The organism is Parabacteroides sp. AF17-3, from assembly GCF_003635445.1.
Taxonomy (GTDB): Bacteria; Bacteroidota; Bacteroidia; order Bacteroidales; family Tannerellaceae; genus Parabacteroides; species Parabacteroides goldsteinii.
In genome coordinates this window covers 73,864-93,114 of sequence record NZ_QTMM01000013.1, presented here as the reverse complement: position 1 = coordinate 93,114, position 19,251 = coordinate 73,864, and the positions used below count along the sequence as shown (strand labels likewise).

Genomic DNA, 19,251 nt, shown 5'->3' with positions numbered 1-19,251 from the left:
GCAATATTTATAAAAAGCAGAAAACCGGAGAGAAAAATGAATTTATAGAAATATCCCATTCTGTTATATTAAATGTTATCAAATAAAATATTTAAGTGAACACAGAAAATTGAGCATTAATCTGCAATTTTCTGTGTTCCTTGAATCAAAACCTATTATCAATAACCCGGATTCTGACCGAGTGTTATGCCAAAACGGGCATAGGTATCTATTTCCTGCTGAGGAATCGGGCACAAATAATCCCGTGAAGAATTGAATACACGAACTGCATTCGGGAAACGAGCATCAGTATTCAAATCATATTGGCTTGCTATTCCGCTATAGGAAACGAAACCGTCTTCATCAATTTGAGGTATGCCAGTAGCTGTTTCAGTATCCAATATTCGACCGTAAATAGTAACCGGCATTACTTTCTCTGCGATCTTCCACCGTCGGATATCAAACAAACGGAAACCTTCATCTGCTAACTCTACTTTTCTTTCACGCTGGATAATCGTTTTCAACTTTGCCACATCCATAGTCGTAATAGCCGGATAATCAGCTGTTGCAGAAACATCTACTCCATAAGCACGGGCACGAACTCTATTTATGGCAGTCAACACTGACTCATCAACCTCTCCTTGCATGATTTTTGCTTCCGCGTAGGTCAATAAAATCTCGGCATATCTCATCAGGATAAAGTTATGATCATCCCAGGATTGAATTTTTACCTGCGTTTCTTCTATCGTATTTTTCTTCCATAAATAGCCACAGAAAGCTGCCGGCCAGGAAACTGTACGACAATCACTGTTAGATCCGCCGATTGCCCCATTTACCAAACGATAAGTCGTACTGTCCGGATGGCTTTCAAAAATCATACCAGCCCATTCACTTTGCGGAGTAATTATAGAGGCTTTTAAACGAGGATCCCTGTTCTCAAAGGGGCGTTTCGGACTATACACTTTCGACTTGTCGATTGTTTCACCATCAATACATTCGTAAGAATCGACCATAGACTGAGTAGGTACCATTACACTGACAGCCCCTTTATTACGTGATCCCTGAGTTACAGAAAACTGCGTAATATAATATTCATATTTAAACGGCATGATAAACATAATCTCTGCAGATGCTTGTCCGGCTAATTGGAACAATTCTCCGTAATTTGCATGAAGGCTATACCCAAAAGCCTGTTCATTATCCATAATCTCTTTAGTCGATGCCGCAGCCTCTGCATAATATCCATTATACAACGAGATACGGGCATGTAACCCTAGAGCAGCTCCCTTTGTAATACGTTCCGGCTCACCTTTCCATGAATAAGGAAGCACTTCTGCCGCTTTTTTCAAATCTGCGAGGATTTGATCAATTATAACCTTTTTCGATTCACGTGGAATCAGTCCTTCTGTCGGAACTTTTATTACTTTATTCAAAAATGGGACATCACCAAAAAGCTCAGTGAGATACATATAATGAAACGCCCTTATAAACAAAGCCTGCGCTTCAATCTGCTTATATATGGTTTCAGACACGACATCCTTGGATCGTACCATATTTTCCAACAATGCATTTGCTCGGGCAATACCTTTATAATGATCCGAGTAAATTGTGAGAAAACCTCCGTTAGTCGAACTTTGTGTTCCTTGTCCCTGATTCATCATAGCAGAACAAACACCCCTGGACACACCGATATCCGTCGCTCCATTATCCATCGCAACCATAAGAGGTATCTTATAATCAGTTGTCAAACGCAATGAATTATAAGTTCCATTAAGTGCCAGGTTCAATTCTTCTTCATTTTTATAAAAAACATCGTCAACCGGCTCTGTCAGAGATTCCAAATCCAAAATATTATTTTCACAAGAAGAAAATCCGACAACCAACAATAATAACAGCTTATATATTTTCATAATATTCTTCATTTAAAAGGATAAATCAATACCAAATGTATAACTCTTAGCAACAGGATAGATCGCTCCCTGCGAATCATTCGGAACAACCGGATCGATCCCCTGCGGAAGGCTATCAAAGGTCAATAAATTCTGCCCGGAGAAATATACTCTTAAGTTCTTGATAAATACTTTGCTCAAGAGCTGTTTCGGCAACGTATAACCCAATGTTACATTTCTCACTCTCAGGTAAGAAGCATTGAACAACCATGTGTTACTTGCCTGCACATCATTACTACCAAAGCTCGTTGCCTCCAGAATAGGGAACTTTGCATTTGAGTTTTCAGGAGTCCAACATTCTTTGACATGCCATTCCTGAAGTTTACCAGCATTAAACAAAGGATAAACAAGATCGCCACCTAAAAGGACATCACGTTTACCTACTCCCTGCAATGCAATCGCAAGGTCAAATCCCTTATAACCGGCAGTCAAATCAATTCCAAAAGTATATCTTGGAAACGGATCGCCTAATATAACTCTGTCATCCGCATTGATCACGCCGTCGCTTGCATCCATCACACCATCTCCATCGGTATCGACGGTCAATTGGTCTTTATAACGGAGATTACCAGGTTTTAAAGTACCAAATTGGCTGGGCGCCCCATTTATTTCTTCCTGCGATTGGAAAATACCTTCAGTTTCATAACCATAAATGGAATTGATCGGTGCTCCTAACCGGATAATAGAATTTCCCGTAATAATCATCTCGCTTCCACCCAGATTGGTAACCTCATTTTTCACATCTGATAAATTAATTTTTATGCCATAGTCAAAAGCCGAAACCCGGTCTTGCCATCCGACCGTTACATCCCATCCACGGTTTTCTACATTTCCGATATTTTGGATCGGTGCTTCAAGACCCGTTACTACAGGTACCGGTATATTCAACAAAATATCTTTTGTTTTACGAACATAATAATCAGCGGTCAGAGTCAATCTCTGATCCAGCAATCCTGCATCTACTCCAATATTGGTCGTTGCTGTCGTTTCCCACTTGATATTCTTGTTCGCCAGTACTTTCTGGGCTGCTCCGTTTACAATTTGTCCTCCCATCAGATAATTGGCACTACCCAATGCAATAGAAGATGTATAAGGAAAATCACTACCAATTTCTTGGTTTCCCAATTTACCCCATGAGGCACGTAATTTCAAATTAGACAAAAACGAAAGATCCTTCATAAAGTTCTCCTCAGAAAGTCTCCACCCCGCAGCAAAAGATGGGAAAATACCCACCCGATTATCCTTCGCAAACCGGGAAGAAGCATCTCGTCTCAGATTTGCTTCAAACAGGTAACGGTCCTTATAGGAATAATTGACACGTCCGAAATATGAGACTAACGCATTATGAGTCGCTGTTCCGGAGTTTGAATCATATTCTTCCGAACCGGCATTAAGCACTTCATAATCCTGCAAAACATAATATTGCCGCCCGGCAGAAAACATCTCATAGTTATACTTGATAAACTCATATCCTCCCAACACAGAAAAACTATGATCTTTAAGCGTCTTTGTATAAGAAACTACAGCGTTGAAACTCTGACTGAACGGACGCTCGTTTGTCTGCGTAAAGCTATTAGGATCTCCCTTTTTCCGGATCGTCTTAGTATCCCAGTCCATCACTTGCTCGTATGTCTTAGATGCTCTTTTTACATAAATATCTTCATAGGAGGGTGCATATAAGACTGAGATATTCATCCCATCGAAAGGCCGGTAGTTCGCTTTCAACAAACCTCTGAATTCATTATAAAGTCTTTTGTTATAACCGCCAGCCCGTACCTGCGCTATCGGGTTTCCTCCGGAGAAACCATCCCCCCAGGTACCATCTGAATAGACTGCAGGATAATTAGGCGCAATTCTGAACGCATCCCGTACAACAGCCGTCAATGTAGCATTAGATGCATTTTGCTCTGACCGGCTAAAAGCCAAATCAAAATTAATATCAAATTTGTCCGATAACTTCAAATCTGAATTAAATCGTCCATTGTAACGCTTAAAACCATAATTGACAATATCAGCTCCCTGATCCGTAAAAGAGACTGAAGCCAAAACCTTCGCCTTATCAGAACCTCCGCTAACATTCAGGTTATGATATTGTTGAAAGTTCGTTTCACTAAACAGCAAGCCAACCCAATCAGTATCCGGATATCGGTCCGGGTCTGTCTTCATACCCGCCCGATAAGCATCAATTGTCGCCTGATCGGAACCTGTATACTTCAAATAATCAAGAGCACCTAAGAACGAAGGAAGATTCGTCGGGTTCTGCCACCCCAGATAGTTCTTATAATTTACCGAAACACCTCCTTCTTTTGCTCTCTTCGTGGTAACTAATATAACTCCATTTGAAGCACGTGAGCCATAAATCGCAGCAGATGCAGCATCTTTCAATACCGAAATATTTTCGATATCATTTCCATCTATCGTATTAATATCTCCTTCCACGCCGTCAATCAAAATTAAAGGATCATTAGACGCACTGATCGAGCCCATACCGCGAATACGCAAAATCGCCTTATCTTCTCCCGGCTGTCCGCTCTCCTGAATAGCAGTCAAACCTGGAGCAAGTCCAACTAATGCCTGCGAAGCTTGTGCTACCGGTTGTTTTGCCAATCGATCACCACTCACAGATTCTACGGCCCCAGTCAAGTTTACCTTCTTCTGTGTACCATAACCGACCACCACGACTTCATCCAGCAACTCGGTATCTTCCGTCAGGACAACATCATACGTTGACTTATCCGTAAGTTTGAATTCTTTCGAAGCATATCCGATATAGGATACTTCAAGAATATTATGGCTTGAAACATCTATGGAAAAACGTCCGTCAAAGTCCGTAACTGTTCCATTTGTCGTGCCTTTTTCCACCACGTTTGCCCCTATAATCGGTTCGCCGGTTACATCTTTTACCACGCCTGTAACACGCCGGCCCTGTTGTAATACTACGGGCGAAACATTCCCCTTCTTTTCCATCGGATTGATCAGGATAAAATTATTCTCCGTAATTTCATATTGGATTCCTTCCTGTTCAAAAAGACGTTTTAAAACCGTTTCGACAGATTGGTCTTTCACACGGACAGATACTATTTTGTCCAAATTAATTTTCCCACTTTCATATATAAAACGAAAATCAGATTGATTTTCGATCAGGAAAAGAACTTCCTTTATCGATTGGTTCTTAACATCCAACGATAACTTCGTGTTTTGAGAATAAACAGTTGCAGATATATTAAGTGAGAATACAATCAAAAGTAATGTCGTTAATCTCATAATAGATAATATCTTTTTAAGGGTCGGATAAAAAACCGACTCTAACTTATTGAAAAAATTCATATATTTGTAAATTGATTATTAGTTAACTATTAGTGTTGCAAGCACTAATTTTATGATCAGACTTATAACGGGAGATGTTTCCAGCATTTCCCGTTTTGTGTATTCATGGTTCTTTACTTCATAGGCAATTCTATTTAGAGGTTATACTTATATTTTTTCCTGTCACATGATAGCGTATCTTACTCAGGCGGGACAATGCATTCATTACATCCGTTACGGTTTCTTCCTGTATGACCCCATTATAACGAATATTTTCCCCTAGCCCCGGTTGGAGCATAATCTTCACATCATACCATCTTTCCAGATATTTACAAACAACCGATAACGGCATATCCTCCATATATAACTTATTATCCAACCATCCATAAGAATGAGATAATATACCTTCCACTTGTTTGATCTTATTTGCTTGTTTATCAAAAACGGCCATTTCTCCCGGCTTCATGACCAACTTATCGCTTCCACTATCCAGTTCAATGCACCCTTCCACCAATGAAGCCTGAATAACCGGATCGTCCACATAAGCCTGTAGGTTGAAAGAAGTCCCCCAAACTTTCACACTCAATCCACCTGCCATTTTTATGACAAACGGGGATTTACTTTTAGATACATCAAAAAAACCTTCTCCCTGGAAACTTACTTCCCGTATTTTCTCCTTCGGATCATATAAATAAGTAATCTCCGACCCGGAATTCAGTTTTACCACCGATCCGTCCGGTAAAACAATTTCCGAACGGTTTCCGTAATCAGCATTCATGCTTACCAGCACCTCCGTATTCTTTTCAAAAACCCCCATAAAAGAAAGGGCAAACATAATCAGCAAGGAAGCAGCCACTCCGGAAATTACATAAGATATATTCTTTAAATACGTCCGGGTATTTATCTGCTGTCCGTTTATCATATTAATTTTCTCCCATGCCAGATCAGAGTCATAGACATTGGGTTCTGTATAAGAGCCCGATGCCTTCCATATTTTCTTATATTGCTCAAATTCTTTTTGATTAGATACATCTTCAGCTAACCATTCCGACAATACAGGAGATATGGCTTTTTCTTCTCCGTCATCCAGTAAATAGTCTATGATGTGATCTTTTATATTTTTTTGCTCTTCCATAAATCATGCTTTTAATATATGACACAACAAATAAAAAAAGGTCCTATTCAGGACCCGAAAAAAATTATATTCCTTTTAACTCCAAGCATCTCTTTAGTTTCTGAAGCGACGACCATATCTGATTTTTGATTGTTTTTACCGAGATTTGGAGTTTTTCTGATATTTCCTTCTGTTTCAGTCCTTTTATACGGTGAAGCAACAACACTTCCCTGCTACGATCCGGGAGGCGATCTATACAATCGTAGACTGCTATCCGAAATTCTTCGATTTCAACTCTGTTTTCTTCATAAGATAATTGGTCCTTGCTTTCCGATAAGTTATTAAAATAAACTTTTGACCTGAGTTGATTCAATGCCAGGTGCTTAGCCATACGATAGAGATAGCCGCTTACATTTTCTTTAATTTCAATCTTTTCCCGATTCTTCCATATCTTCAGAAAAAGTTCCTGCACAACATCTTCCGCATCACTTTTATCCATGAGCAGACTATACACATATTGACAGAGGCGAGCATAATAACGTTCGAACAGTTTATTATAACTAACGTAATCACCTCTCCCAATTGCTTCAATCAGCTTTTCATCTGTGGTAGTTGTATCCGACATTTCTTCCGGTTTATTTCCTTTGCGCCCAAATATACGATAAATTTTGGAAATCAATTTTTTCTAACTAAGAAAAGCAGCAACTACGAATTACCTTCACATTATTCATACAATCCTCAAAAATATTTCACCCTAACGGAACAGTTGTTTTTACGAATACAAAATTATCATTTCTTTATAAGAATAGAACAATTCCAAAGGCATTTTTGCTCAACAGATATACAGTATAAATAATTATGCAAAAAAACCGTCCCCACATGTATATTTATTCAATTATTCGCTTTATATTTGCAACCGTTTTGCATAAATATACAAACATGAGTACAAAAAAGGAACGATTGGATGCTATTTGCCGTATCATACAAACAAAGGCTATATGTAACCAGGAAGAGCTGCTGAAAGAATTGGAAGCCAGCGGATTTCAGGTGACACAAGCTACTTTGTCGCGCGACATAAAGCAGCTGAAAGTGGCCAAAGTACATGATGCGAACGGCGATTATGTATATTGTCTGCCCGATTATTCAGCTTTGATACAGCCGAACAAGGTGCAGACAGAACATCATCCGAACATCGAATTTTCCGGAAACCTGGCAGTAGTCAAGACACGTCCGGGATATGCGATGGGGATCGCATCCGACATCGACACCCATGCCCCGCACGAGATACTGGGTACGATTGCCGGAGACGACACCATCCTGATCATCCCCCGCGAAGGGATCAGCAGGGACCGGATAGTAAAAGCATTATCACATTTTATATAAGGGCGATTAAGGGAGACAACGGTTCTTCCGTTTATAAACAAAAGAAGACAAAGAACAATCGGAAAAATGAAACAAGAAACAGAAATCGATGTAATGATTGCTGACGCCTCTCACGAAATATACGTAGACAAGATATTGACTACCATTGAAGAGGCGGCCAAAGTGCGTGGAACAGGTATCGCTAAGCGTACGCATGAATATGTGGCCCAGAAAATGATTGAAGGGAAAGCGGTCATTGCGCTGGCCGGGGATCAGTTTGCAGGTTTCAGCTATATAGAATCGTGGGGCAACAAGCAGTATGTGACGACCTCCGGTTTAATTGTTCATCCGGATTTCCGTGGTTTGGGTATTGCCAAACGGATCAAGGATATGACGTTTCAACTGGCCCGCATGCGTTGGCCGAAGGCTAAGATTTTCAGTCTTACGTCCGGCGCGGCAGTAATGAAAATGAATACGGAACTGGGATACGTGCCGGTTACCTTTTCCGATCTGACGGACGACGAATCGTTCTGGCGCGGTTGCAACGGTTGCATAAACCATGATATTCTGGAGCGCACGAACCGGAAATATTGCATCTGTACGGCGATGTTGTTCGACCCTGCCGACCCGCACCGTGCGAAACGGGAAGCAGACGAAAGAGAAAAAAATAATAATAAATAATAAAGGAGGCCCGTAGGGGCGTTTCGCGAAACGCCCTTACCCCCCCCCCACAAAAACAGACAGACAATGAAAAAGAAAGTAGTAGTTGCATTCAGCGGAGGTTTGGATACCTCATTTACCGTTATGTACCTTGCCAAAGAAAAAGGGTATGAAGTATATGCCGCTTGCGCTAATACAGGCGGATTCAGCGAAGAACAACTGAAACAGAACGAAGAAAACGCCTACAAACTGGGCGCAACCAAATATGTAACTATCGACGTTACAAAGGAATACTACGAAAAGAGTTTGAAGTATATGGTATTCGGTAACGTTTTGCGTAACGGAACCTACCCTATCTCAGTAAGCTCCGAACGTATCTTCCAGGCTTTGGCCATCGCACGTTATGCCAATGAGATCGGTGCAGACGCTATCGCTCACGGTTCGACCGGTGCCGGTAACGACCAGATACGTTTCGACATGACATTCCTGGTGCTGGCTCCAAACGTAGAAATCATCACATTGACACGCGACATGGCGCTGACCCGCGACTACGAAATCAATTACCTGAAAGAACATGGTTTCGTTGCCGACTTCACCAAACTGAAATACTCTTATAATGTAGGTTTGTGGGGAACTTCCATCTGCGGCGGTGAAATTCTGGATTCTGCCCAGGGATTACCCGAAAGTGCTTACCTGAAACAGGTGGAAAAGACCGGTAGCGAAGAACTGCGTATCGAATTTAAAAAGGGTGAGATCCATGCTGTCAACGGTGAGGTATTCGAAGACAAGATCGCTGCTATCCAGAAGGTGGAAGAGATCGGAGCAGCTTACGGCATCGGCCGCGATATGCACGTCGGCGACACAATCATCGGTATCAAGGGCCGTGTAGGATTCGAAGCTGCCGCCCCCATGTTGATCATCGGTGCACACCGTTTCCTTGAAAAATATACATTAAGCAAATGGCAGCAGTACTGGAAAGACCAGGTAGCCAACTGGTACGGCATGTTCCTGCACGAAAGCCAGTACCTGGAACCGGTTATGCGCGACATCGAAGCCATGTTGCAGGAATCACAGCGTAACGTAAACGGTACGGCTATCCTTGAACTGCGTCCGCTGTCCTTCTCTACCGTAGGCGTCGAGTCGGAAGACGACCTGGTGAAGACTAAATTCGGTGAATACGGTGAAATGCAGAAAGGCTGGACGGCAGAAGATGCCAAAGGCTTTATCAAAGTAACTTCTACACCGCTGCGTGTTTATTATAACAACCATAAGGACGAAGAAATATGATTAAGATCGGAATTATAGGTGGTGCGGGATATACGGCAGGCGAATTGATTCGTCTGCTGTTGAATCACCCGGACGCCGAGATTACATTTGTGAATAGTACCAGCAACGCCGGCAACCTGATCACTGACGTTCACGGCGGACTGTTCGGAGAAACCGATATGCGTTTCACCGACCAACTCCCGCTGGACAGCATCGACCTTCTGTTCTTCTGTACCGCTCATGGCGATACAAAGAAATTCATGGAAAGCCATACTGTTCCCGACAACGTGAAGATCATCGACCTCAGCATGGATTACCGTATCGAAAGCGATGAACACGATTTCGTTTACGGCCTGCCCGAACTGAACCGACGACGTATCTGCAAGTCCCGACACATTGCAAACCCCGGTTGTTTTGCCACTTGTATCCAGTTAGCCGTTTTGCCGCTGGCCAAGCATCTGATGTTAAACTCGGAGTTGCATGTGAATGCAATCACCGGTTCCACGGGAGCTGGCGTAAAGCCTTCGTCAACATCTCATTTCAGCTGGCGAAACGATAATATTTCGATCTATAAACCGTTCACACACCAGCATTTGGCCGAGATAGGCCAAAGCCTGCGTCAGTTACAGAATAGTTTCGAAAGCAATATCAACTTTATTCCGGTGCGGGGTAATTTCTCCCGTGGTATTTTTGCAACGACTTACATCGACTGCAAGGTGGGACTGGATGAAATCCGCCGTATTTACGAAGAGTATTACGATGATCATTCATTCACGTTCATCACCGACAAGAACCCGGACCTGAAACAGGTTGTCAACACCAACAAGTGCCTCCTGTATCTTCAGAAATACGACAACAAACTGCTGATCATTTCCATGATCGACAACTTGTTGAAAGGCGCCAGCGGACAAGCGGTGCATAATATGAACCTGCTGTTCGGTTTGGAAGAGACTGTAGGACTACATCTCAAGCCTTCGGCTTTTTAATAATTAACTAATGTGCCAATATTAACACATTATTCATCATGAATTTATTCGACGTATATCCTTTATTTAATATAGAGATTGTAAAAGGCAAAGGATGCCATGTATGGGACAGCGAAGGCACAGAATACCTCGACCTGTACGGCGGACATGCTGTTATCTCCGTCGGTCACAGCCACCCTACTTATGTAGCTGCTATCACCGACCAGGTAAACAAACTGGGATTCTATTCCAACTCGGTCATCAACAGCCTGCAACAAAAACTGGCAGACAAACTCGGTAAAGCCTCCGGTTATGATGACTACTCACTGTTCCTGATCAACTCTGGTGCCGAAGCAAATGAAAATGCGCTGAAACTGGCTTCTTTCCATAATGGCAAGAAACGGGTGATCGCTTTCAAGCATGCTTTCCACGGACGTACTTCGGCTGCGGTTCGCGTAACAGACAACCCGAAAATCATTGCTCCGGTCAATGAAGACCTGGCAGTGACCTATCTGCCGCTGAACGATTCGGCAGCCGTTGAAGCAGAATTGCAGAAAGGAGATGTATCTTCCGTAATCATCGAAGGTATCCAGGGTGTCGGCGGTATCCAGCTTCCGACAGACGACTTTATGAAGGAACTGCGTACCCTGTGTACAAAATATGAGGCTTGCCTGATTCTGGACGAAATCCAATCCGGTTACGGACGTAGCGGTAAATTCTTCGCCCACCAGTATGCCGGTATCAAACCGGACCTGATCACAGTGGCTAAAGGCATCGGCAACGGTTTCCCGATGAGCGGATTGCTGATCAGCCCGATGTTCAAACCCGTTTACGGTATGTTGGGAACCACTTTCGGTGGTAACCATCTGGCTTGTGCGGCAGCTATCGCCGTTCTGGAAATCATGGAAAATGAAAAGCTGATCGACAATGCCGCACAGGTTGGAAACTTCCTGATTGAAGAATTACACAAACTGCCAGGAATCAAAGAGATCAGAGGACGCGGCTTGATGATCGGTATCGAGTTTGAAGAATCTATTAAAGAAGTGCGCAGCAAACTGCTCTTCGAAGAAAAGGTATTCACAGGAGTGGCCGGCACCAATACGATCCGTCTGCTTCCGCCGCTTTGCCTGACAATGGACGAAGCGAAAGAATTCCTTACCCGTTTCAAAAAAGTACTCAATGCTTAATTAGTTCTTTATTATAAAGAAGGCCGCCAACGGAATTTCCGAAGGCGGCCTTCTTGCTTTATTTTATCTCCTGTACTTTCGCGGCAGCAACGACACCACTTTCGAGGATACCGCGAAAGCTGTTTCGAGGATGGCGCGAAAGGCTTGTTGCGGCATCAGCAACCGTTCCTTTCGCGCCACCCGCAACCTCTTTTGAAGTCGCAAAGATAATAATAAAGAGTTTCCCCTTTGTTATCTCAAAGAACTTTACGTTATTTGTATGTTCAGAAACAAATACAATAAATACAAATGAAACTAAATAAGCTGATCGTTGCCGCTGCTATTTCTATTTTTTGCAGTAATCTGTGTACCGCACAAAAATCATTGGATTTAGAAGATGTACTGAGTGGAAAACTTATCCGGACAAAAGGTGTTGGTGCCATGAACTGGATGAAAGACGGGGAGCGCTACAGCCGCCTCGAACCAAACAAGGAAGAAGGAGGAATGGATGTCGTAGCCTACCGCGCCAAAGACAATGCCCGCGAAGTAATTATCCCCTCTGCTATGTTCACAGATAAATCAACCGGCAAGAAAATTGCCATGGGAAGAATATCGTGGAGTGATGACAATGATAAAGTTCTGATCTACAACAATACGCAACGTGTATGGCGCTACGATACCCGTGGTGATTACTGGGTACTTTCTTTACATGACGGCAACCTGCGTCAACTGGGAAAAGGACTACCCGAATCGTCCATGATGTTCGCCAAATTCTCACCCGACGGAACAAGGGTGGCTTACGTTTCCAACAATAATATATATGTGGAAGACATAAACTCCGGCAAAATCACCCAACTGACCAGCGACGGAAGCAAGACCATCGTAAACGGTACATTCGACTGGGTATATGAAGAAGAGTTCAGTTGCCGCGACGGTTTCCGCTGGAGCCCGGACGGCAAATACATCGCTTACTGGCAAAGCGATACGGAAGGAACCGGCGTATTCGATATCATCAACAACGTCGATTCCATCTATCCTACTATCCTCCATTTCCCCTATCCGAAAGCAGGAACTGCCAACTCGGCCGTAAAAGTCGGATACATCCCGGCAGCAGGAGGAACAACGACCTGGATCGACATTCCCGGAGATCCCCGCAACAACTATATCCCGCGCATGGACTTCATCCCCGAAAGCAATGAACTGTTCATCCAGCAGTTAAACCGGGAACAAAATACCAACAAAGTATGGATCGCCCAAATCGGCAGCGCAACCCCTAAGAATATCTTTACAGACAAAGATGCGGCATGGCTGGACACAAACGATAATATCCTGTGGCTGAAAAACAACCGGTATTTCACCTGGGAAAGCGAACGGAGCGGATGGCGCCACCTGTACCGTGTGAGCCGCGACGGAAAAGAGATCGTCCCCGTTACCAAAGGCGACTTCGACTATATCCAACCCGTCGGGACCGACCTGCAAAAGGGACTGGTCTATTTTATTGCTTCACCGGAAAACTATACGCAACGTTACCTGTACAGCGCCAACCTGTTCGGCAAAGGCGAAGTGAAACGGCTGAGTCCGGAAAACCAACCGGGACAGCACCGCTACAACATGTCTCCGACCGGAAAATGGGCCGTACATACCTACAGCAACTCGGTAACCCCTCCGGTGACCGACATGGTTTCATTCCCGAAAAATCAATCCGTACGCATCCTCGAAGATAATGCAGAGGCCAAGAAACAATACGATGCCCTGGGACTGAACCCGAAAGAGTTTGTCAAAGCCAGATCGGGCGACCTGCTACTGGACGTCTGCATGATCAAACCTGTCAATTTCGACCCTTCAAAGAAATATCCGGTCATCATCGAAGTCTATGGCGAACCTGCCGGCTCGACCGTACAAGACTCATGGGGAGGCGGCGACCTGTGGAATCAATATCTGGTGAACCAGGGATATATCTATGTCAGCATCGAAAACCGCGGGGCCAATGCTCCACGCGGCCGGGAATGGCGCAAATGCATCTATGGCGAAGTCGGCACCTTTGCATCGGAAGACCAGGCACGGGGCATACAAGACCTGGCACGCCAGTATCCGTTCATCGACCTGTCACGCATCGGCATCAACGGATGGAGCGGCGGCGGCGGCCAGACATTGAACTGCATGTTCCGCTATCCGGAAATATTCCATACGGGCATTGCGATCGCCGCCGTTGCCGACCAGCGTTTATACGATACCGTTTATCAGGAACGATATATGAACACACCACAGAATAACCCGGAAGGATATCGTAAGGGTTCCCCTATCTCCTACGCCGAAGGCTTGCAGGGCAACCTGTTGCTGATACACGGAACGGGTGACGATAACGTGCACTACCAAAGCTGCGAAATGCTGGTGGACGAACTGGTTAAACATGGCAAAGTATTCAGCCAGATCAGTTATCCGATGCGTAGCCACGGTATCTACGAGCGTGAAGGAACAAGCCTGCACCTACGGAAAAGCATGGCTAAATACTGGCTGGACCATCTGCCGGCAGGAGGCAAATAAAACAATTACTAAAAGGGTAGAAACACAATGAAACAGTTGATTTTGTGCATTGCCACTCTATCGGCAATATTCCTTATGCCTTCCCGGGCAACGTCCCAGATCAGGGAAAAGGCGGAAGGATTACTGAATGCCGTTATTACAGAGAATAAAACAAATGACATTCCTGCTGATTCATCGGCAGCGATTGAAGATAAACTCCGCCTGGATTCCATAAGGATGCAGGAGCTCGAACTTCAACTACAAGAGATGAAGTTGAATGAAATCGTACTCCGGACCGAGTTGAGTGACGCGCTGAACAAGCATATCACCACCGACTCGCTGAAAAAAGAGGAACAGCGCCGCAGCATCGACTCGCTACGGACGCTGACACCCGGTGTTCATCTGATCATCGACAATGATACCCTCCTCACTTTTTATGCCAAACGAGGAGGTGTCTCGGCCTATGACCGGGCAGAAAATGCCGTCAACATGATCCAGAAAATAGGTAAAAACCTAAGCCTGAAAGCAGATTCAGTCTACCTGTTTAACAGTGAATACCAGACAGATGTCATGTACGGGGAAAAAGTGATCCTCAGTGTGACGGATCAGGACGCCCTTTGGCTGAATACGGAAAGGGAAAAGCTAGCCAAAGAGTATCAGTCTGTTGTCAATAATAAGATCCTGGAGTTAAAAAAGGAACACAGTATACTTCAGATTGCCAAACGGGTTGCCTTGTTCATCCTGGTACTGGTCGTCCAGTATTTCCTGTTCAAACTGACCAACTATTTGTTCAGGAAACTCCGCCGCCGGATTATCTGGCTGAAACAAAACAAGCTCAAATCCATTACCATACGGGATTATGAGTTTCTGAATACCCACCGGCAAGGCAGGATACTCATCTTTCTGAATAATATCCTGCGTTATATTGTCCTGCTGATACAGCTTATGTTCAGTGTACCGATGTTGTTCGCCATATTCCCACAGACGGAACACCTGGCAATGAGACTGTTCACTTATATCATAGAACCGATCAAGATGGTCCTTAAATCGGTTATTGAATATATTCCAAACCTGTTCATTATCATTGTCATTTATTACTGCGTAAAATACATCATCAAGGGTATTCAGTATATAGCCAATGAGATTGAAAGCGAAAAACTCAAGATCACCGGTTTCTATCCGGACTGGGCGCAACCTTCTTTCAATATCATACGTTTCCTGTTGTACGCGTTTATGATCGCGATGATCTACCCTTATCTGCCCGGCTCCGACTCCGGTGTGTTCCAGGGGATATCCGTCTTTGTCGGACTGATCGTTTCTCTGGGGTCAAGCACAGTAATCGGAAATATCATAGCAGGACTGGTCATCACTTACATGCGGCCATTCAAACTGGGCGACCGCATCAAATTGAACGAAACAACCGGAAACGTAATAGAGAAAACCCCGTTCGTTACCCGTATCCGCACACCTAAAAACGAAGTGGTCACGATCCCGAACTCGTTCATCATGTCGTCACATACGGTTAATTACAGTGCCTCTGCCCGCCAGTTCGGCCTGATCATCCACTCGACAGTCAGCATCGGCTACGATGTCCCCTGGCGTCAGGTCCATCAGTTACTGGTCAACGCTGCGCGATCCACGCCGGGAGTCATGTCACACCCGAAACCCTTCGTTTTGGAAACGGAGTTGCAGGATTACTACCCCTGTTACCAGATAAATGCATATATAAAGGAAGCCGACCAGCTTTCGCAGATCTATTCGGACCTGCATCAGAACATACAGGATGTGTTTAACGAAGCCGGCATCGAGATCATGTCGCCCCACTATTACGCTGAGCGCGACGGAAGTGCCGTTACTATCCCTGCTGAATATCAGCAAAAGCCGGATTCTCCTGATAAAAAGTAAGAAACAGCACATTATATAGTTAAAAAAGTCCTCCTGCAAAACAAAATGCAGGGGGACTTTTGTTATAAGGCAAAGTCACTAATAAAAAATGCAGAATAATGAAAAAGTATTTTATCGCAGTAGCAGCTCTGGCTTTATTGGCTGCATGTAGCGGGAAGAAAACAGCCGAACCCGCTCTTATAGAAGAAGATGTTTATGCAATAGACGAGGCTGCGCCAGGCGCACCGGCTTTGCCTACCGTAACAGGAAAAGCTGCCAAACCGGTCAATATGCGTGATTCGCTGAAAGTAGATCCTAAAAAAGGAAGTGTCATTCAGAAAAAATATAAGGGCACATTCCCGGCAGCAGACGGTCCCGGCATCGTTTATGACCTGACTTTATATTATCAGCAGGATAGCGACGACGGCGTTTACGAAATGGACGCCACTTATCTGGAAGCTGAAAACGGAAAGGATAAAACATTCTCTTCCACCGGTAAACGCAAAGTAAAACATGGAACACCATCCAACTCCGAAGCAATCGTTTACGAACTGATCCCCAGCGATGGCGACATGGCATTTTACTTCCAGGCAGAAGGCGACAGCCTGACACTATTAAACCAGGAATTACAGAAAGCAGCATCAGATCTGAATTATACGCTGATACTGGTTCCATAAAAAAGCGACCCTATAAAAAAGCACATCTTTGTATAAATAGAAAAGAGGCGCCCCAACTCCTACCGGGAAACGCCTCTTTTTGCTTTTATTTTCAGATAATTGAATTATTTAATTCCTAACTTAGCCTTGATCGCTTTAGGAAGTGCATCTTTATGAACGACAATGTTCATTGTTTTGTAACGTACGAATGCTTTTGATGCATACCAAATACCGTTATATTTGTTGGCTGTACCCCAAGAGTTTTTCACCATGTAATATTCGTTTCCTTCCTGATCTTTGGCAATACCATAAATCTGCATACCGTGGTCGTCAGTAGTTTCCCAGTTATCATAAGCCAACTGGCGTTCTGCCTGTGTACACCATTTCTGCGGTTGCGGTTTCGTATTCAATTTCTTTTCTTCCGGTTTCATCTTCAACCAATGAGCCATGTCAGATCCGCTCAGTTCCTGTACCTTTTCGTTATCAGGCATAACAGCTACACCGTCGCGGGTAAAGCCGGACTCACTTACGTCGGATCCCCAGGCAATCGTATAACCTGTATTGATCGCATTGTCGAACACTTCCATGAACTCGTCGATCGGCAGGTTGTAAGACAATGCGTGACGCCAGTTATCCTGGATTTCCAGCGAGAACTGCGTATAGAACGGATGATGCGTATAAGAAGTCAACGATACATAATCCGACGGTTTTAATCCTGTAGATTCATAAAATGACTTCGGAGTGTATTCTTTTCCTTTATAAGTAAACTTTTCCGGAGCTTTTCCCAGATAGATTTCATGTACGGCAGCTACAGCCTTTTTCCACAACAGGTTATAATCCTCGTCATACTGGAATTTTTTTACTTTACCGCCAGCCATGGCGCCCACCATAGCATCTGTGAGGGCAGACAACTCTCCGTGGTTACTCAATGTATCGCTATACATCACCCCGGGGCGCATTTCTTCTTCCGGCACCAAACCGAAAGCTTCCATTCCGTAAATCACATCATAGAAAGACCCACCCTGCGAGAACGAAGCATCGCCATGAGTACGGACAGCCATATCGGCACGATCCTGATAAGTGTGGTAAACGGTAAACATCTCCGAAAGATCATATTCTCCCTTTCCCATACGAAGCAATTCAGATTCCAGGAAAGCCATGGTAGAGTAGCACCAGCAAGTACCTGCCCGGTTCTGATTCTTAATGGATGTAATCGGGTTTTCCTTTACTGTTGTAAAAATGAAACCTTCTTCTTTTTCTCCCTCTTTTTCTTGTGCTCCAACATTTGTTGCAGAGAACGCACAAGCCAGCATCAAGCCGGCAACAACAAGTTTCTTCATCTTTTGTTTTCGATTATATTAGCAATTATACATTTTGACGCAAATGTACGGGTTTTATTCCTTTTTTCCATACTTTTGCAACTCATGATTTTACAATTATAAATTAACGGAGACATGAAAATTACGATTATCGGAGCCGGAAGTATCGGCGGTGCCATCGCCCGCGGACTGGCAAAAGGAAATATGTTTAAAGCATCGGACATCACCTGTACGGCACAGTCGCAAGCCACATTGGACAAAATGAAAGCGGCCAATCCAGACTTTGTGTTGTCACTCAACAACATAGAAGCTGTAAAGGGAGCAGACATCATCGTCATAGCAGTAAAACCCTGGCGGGTGGAAGAGATCATCGACCAGATAAAAGGAGTGCTCGATTACGACAAACAGATCATCGTTTCGGTAGCTGCCGGAATCACCTTCGATACGCTGAATTCTTATCTCACTAAAAACACCAGTTATGAGGACTGGGTTACTCCGGCTCTTTTCCGTATTATGCCCAACACCGCTATCGAGGTATTGAGCAGTATGACTTTCGTCTCCGCCCATAACGCAACACCGGAGCAATCCGACCTGATAATAAATATATTCAATGAGCTTGGCAATGCGATGTTGGTAGAAGAACGCCTGATGGGTGCCGGTACTGCACTGGCTTCCAGCGGTATCGCTTTCGCCCTACGTTATATCCGTGCTGCTATTGAAGGCGGTGTCGAATTGGGTTTCTATCCGAAGCAGGCACAGGAAATCGTTGTCCATACCGTAAAGGGGGCTACCGACCTGTTATTGGAAAACAAGAGCAATCCGGAAATGGAGATCGACAAGGTTACCACTCCCGGCGGTATTACCATCAAGGGGTTGAATGAAATGGAACTGTCCGGTTTCACCTCTTCTGTCATCAGGGGATTGAAAGCCAGTAAATAAAAAGAGAATTATAAATTGATTCAGAATTTATCAGAAGTGAATGTTACTTTTCTCTTGATAGAAAAGTAACCAAAAGATCAAGGCTGCATCTGCTTCGCTACTCAGCATCCTGCGTTCGCTGTCGTCTGTGAACTCGCTACGCTCAAACAGCACAGCCTCCGGA

At 44.1% G+C, this 19,251-nt stretch carries 14 protein-coding genes; 9 read left to right on the top strand and 5 right to left on the bottom strand.

Features of this window, described 5'->3' with window-relative positions; translation table 11 throughout:
• Window positions 1-158 precede the first annotated feature (158 nt).
• From DWW91_RS17465 to DWW91_RS17450, 4 genes are all read right to left on the bottom strand, one after another.
• The gene (locus tag DWW91_RS17465) at window positions 159-1,889 is read right to left on the bottom strand and encodes a RagB/SusD family nutrient uptake outer membrane protein (protein ID WP_046147880.1); all 1,731 of its coding nucleotides are present in this window, start codon (window positions 1,887-1,889) and stop codon (window positions 159-161) included.
• A gap of 12 nt (window positions 1,890-1,901) precedes the next feature.
• Entirely contained in the window at window positions 1,902-5,192 is a 3,291-nt protein-coding gene (locus DWW91_RS17460; protein WP_224264512.1) for a TonB-dependent receptor, read from the bottom strand.
• Window positions 5,193-5,385: 193 nt separating this feature from the next.
• Window positions 5,386-6,369, bottom strand: a complete 984-nt coding sequence (locus DWW91_RS17455) for a FecR family protein (protein WP_122328446.1) — start codon at window positions 6,367-6,369, stop codon at window positions 5,386-5,388.
• Between the two features lie 64 nt (window positions 6,370-6,433).
• Window positions 6,434-6,973, bottom strand: a complete 540-nt coding sequence (locus DWW91_RS17450) for an RNA polymerase sigma factor (protein WP_046147878.1) — start codon at window positions 6,971-6,973, stop codon at window positions 6,434-6,436.
• Between the two features lie 314 nt (window positions 6,974-7,287).
• On the opposite strand from DWW91_RS17450, the gene argR reads away from it, so the two are divergent.
• The 8 genes from argR (at window position 7,288) to DWW91_RS17410 (ending at window position 16,851) form a co-directional block, all read left to right on the top strand.
• Complete coding sequence (argR, locus tag DWW91_RS17445; protein ID WP_044215257.1) at window positions 7,288-7,731, top strand: arginine repressor; 444 nt, start codon at window positions 7,288-7,290, stop codon at window positions 7,729-7,731.
• A 66-nt stretch (window positions 7,732-7,797) separates the two neighbouring features.
• A complete protein-coding gene (locus DWW91_RS17440) occupies window positions 7,798-8,391 on the top strand; it encodes a GNAT family N-acetyltransferase (RefSeq protein ID WP_007653699.1) in 594 nt (197 codons plus the stop codon).
• A gap of 66 nt (window positions 8,392-8,457) precedes the next feature.
• The gene (locus DWW91_RS17435; protein ID WP_007653701.1) at window positions 8,458-9,657 is read left to right on the top strand and encodes an argininosuccinate synthase; all 1,200 of its coding nucleotides are present in this window, start codon (window positions 8,458-8,460) and stop codon (window positions 9,655-9,657) included.
• On the top strand, window positions 9,654-10,622 hold the full coding sequence (argC, locus tag DWW91_RS17430) for an N-acetyl-gamma-glutamyl-phosphate reductase (RefSeq protein WP_010800306.1): 969 nt from the start codon (window positions 9,654-9,656) through the stop codon (window positions 10,620-10,622). Before DWW91_RS17435 ends, argC begins: the two co-directional genes overlap by 4 nt.
• Before the next feature lie 38 nt (window positions 10,623-10,660).
• On the top strand, window positions 10,661-11,788 hold the full coding sequence (locus DWW91_RS17425) for an aspartate aminotransferase family protein (RefSeq protein ID WP_007653703.1): 1,128 nt from the start codon (window positions 10,661-10,663) through the stop codon (window positions 11,786-11,788).
• Window positions 11,789-12,076: 288 nt separating this feature from the next.
• On the top strand, window positions 12,077-14,311 hold the full coding sequence (locus DWW91_RS17420) for a S9 family peptidase (RefSeq protein ID WP_122328445.1): 2,235 nt from the start codon (window positions 12,077-12,079) through the stop codon (window positions 14,309-14,311).
• Window positions 14,312-14,338: 27 nt separating this feature from the next.
• A complete protein-coding gene (locus DWW91_RS17415; protein WP_122328444.1) occupies window positions 14,339-16,195 on the top strand; it encodes a mechanosensitive ion channel family protein in 1,857 nt (618 codons plus the stop codon).
• A 98-nt stretch (window positions 16,196-16,293) separates the two neighbouring features.
• On the top strand, window positions 16,294-16,851 hold the full coding sequence (locus tag DWW91_RS17410) for a copper resistance protein NlpE N-terminal domain-containing protein (RefSeq protein WP_010800309.1): 558 nt from the start codon (window positions 16,294-16,296) through the stop codon (window positions 16,849-16,851).
• A gap of 104 nt (window positions 16,852-16,955) precedes the next feature.
• Here DWW91_RS17410 and DWW91_RS17405 read toward each other — a convergent pair whose 3' ends face one another.
• Window positions 16,956-18,143, bottom strand: a complete 1,188-nt coding sequence (locus DWW91_RS17405) for an aminopeptidase C (protein ID WP_370449595.1) — start codon at window positions 18,141-18,143, stop codon at window positions 16,956-16,958.
• A gap of 141 nt (window positions 18,144-18,284) precedes the next feature.
• Between DWW91_RS17405 and proC the strand changes: the two genes are divergently transcribed.
• Window positions 18,285-19,088, top strand: coding sequence for a pyrroline-5-carboxylate reductase (gene proC / locus DWW91_RS17400; RefSeq protein WP_007653711.1), 804 nt, complete (start codon window positions 18,285-18,287; stop codon window positions 19,086-19,088).
• Window positions 19,089-19,251: the final 163 nt, after the last annotated feature.

What these genes read in the sequence shown, in the direction of transcription:
- DWW91_RS17465 (WP_046147880.1), bottom strand. Translation starts at nt 1,889, where the DNA reads ATGAAAATATATAAGCTGTTATTATTGTTGGTTGTCGGATTTTCTTCT.
- DWW91_RS17460 (WP_224264512.1), bottom strand. Translation starts at nt 5,192, where the DNA reads ATGAGATTAACGACATTACTTTTGATTGTATTCTCACTTAATATATCT.
- DWW91_RS17455 (WP_122328446.1), bottom strand. Translation starts at nt 6,369, where the DNA reads ATGGAAGAGCAAAAAAATATAAAAGATCACATCATAGACTATTTACTG.
- DWW91_RS17450 (WP_046147878.1), bottom strand. Translation starts at nt 6,973, where the DNA reads ATGTCGGATACAACTACCACAGATGAAAAGCTGATTGAAGCAATTGGG.
- argR (WP_044215257.1), top strand. Translation starts at nt 7,288, where the DNA reads ATGAGTACAAAAAAGGAACGATTGGATGCTATTTGCCGTATCATACAA.
- DWW91_RS17440 (WP_007653699.1), top strand. Translation starts at nt 7,798, where the DNA reads ATGAAACAAGAAACAGAAATCGATGTAATGATTGCTGACGCCTCTCAC.
- DWW91_RS17435 (WP_007653701.1), top strand. Translation starts at nt 8,458, where the DNA reads ATGAAAAAGAAAGTAGTAGTTGCATTCAGCGGAGGTTTGGATACCTCA.
- argC (WP_010800306.1), top strand. Translation starts at nt 9,654, where the DNA reads ATGATTAAGATCGGAATTATAGGTGGTGCGGGATATACGGCAGGCGAA.
- DWW91_RS17425 (WP_007653703.1), top strand. Translation starts at nt 10,661, where the DNA reads ATGAATTTATTCGACGTATATCCTTTATTTAATATAGAGATTGTAAAA.
- DWW91_RS17420 (WP_122328445.1), top strand. Translation starts at nt 12,077, where the DNA reads ATGAAACTAAATAAGCTGATCGTTGCCGCTGCTATTTCTATTTTTTGC.
- DWW91_RS17415 (WP_122328444.1), top strand. Translation starts at nt 14,339, where the DNA reads ATGAAACAGTTGATTTTGTGCATTGCCACTCTATCGGCAATATTCCTT.
- DWW91_RS17410 (WP_010800309.1), top strand. Translation starts at nt 16,294, where the DNA reads ATGAAAAAGTATTTTATCGCAGTAGCAGCTCTGGCTTTATTGGCTGCA.
- DWW91_RS17405 (WP_370449595.1), bottom strand. Translation starts at nt 18,143, where the DNA reads ATGCTGGCTTGTGCGTTCTCTGCAACAAATGTTGGAGCACAAGAAAAA.
- proC (WP_007653711.1), top strand. Translation starts at nt 18,285, where the DNA reads ATGAAAATTACGATTATCGGAGCCGGAAGTATCGGCGGTGCCATCGCC.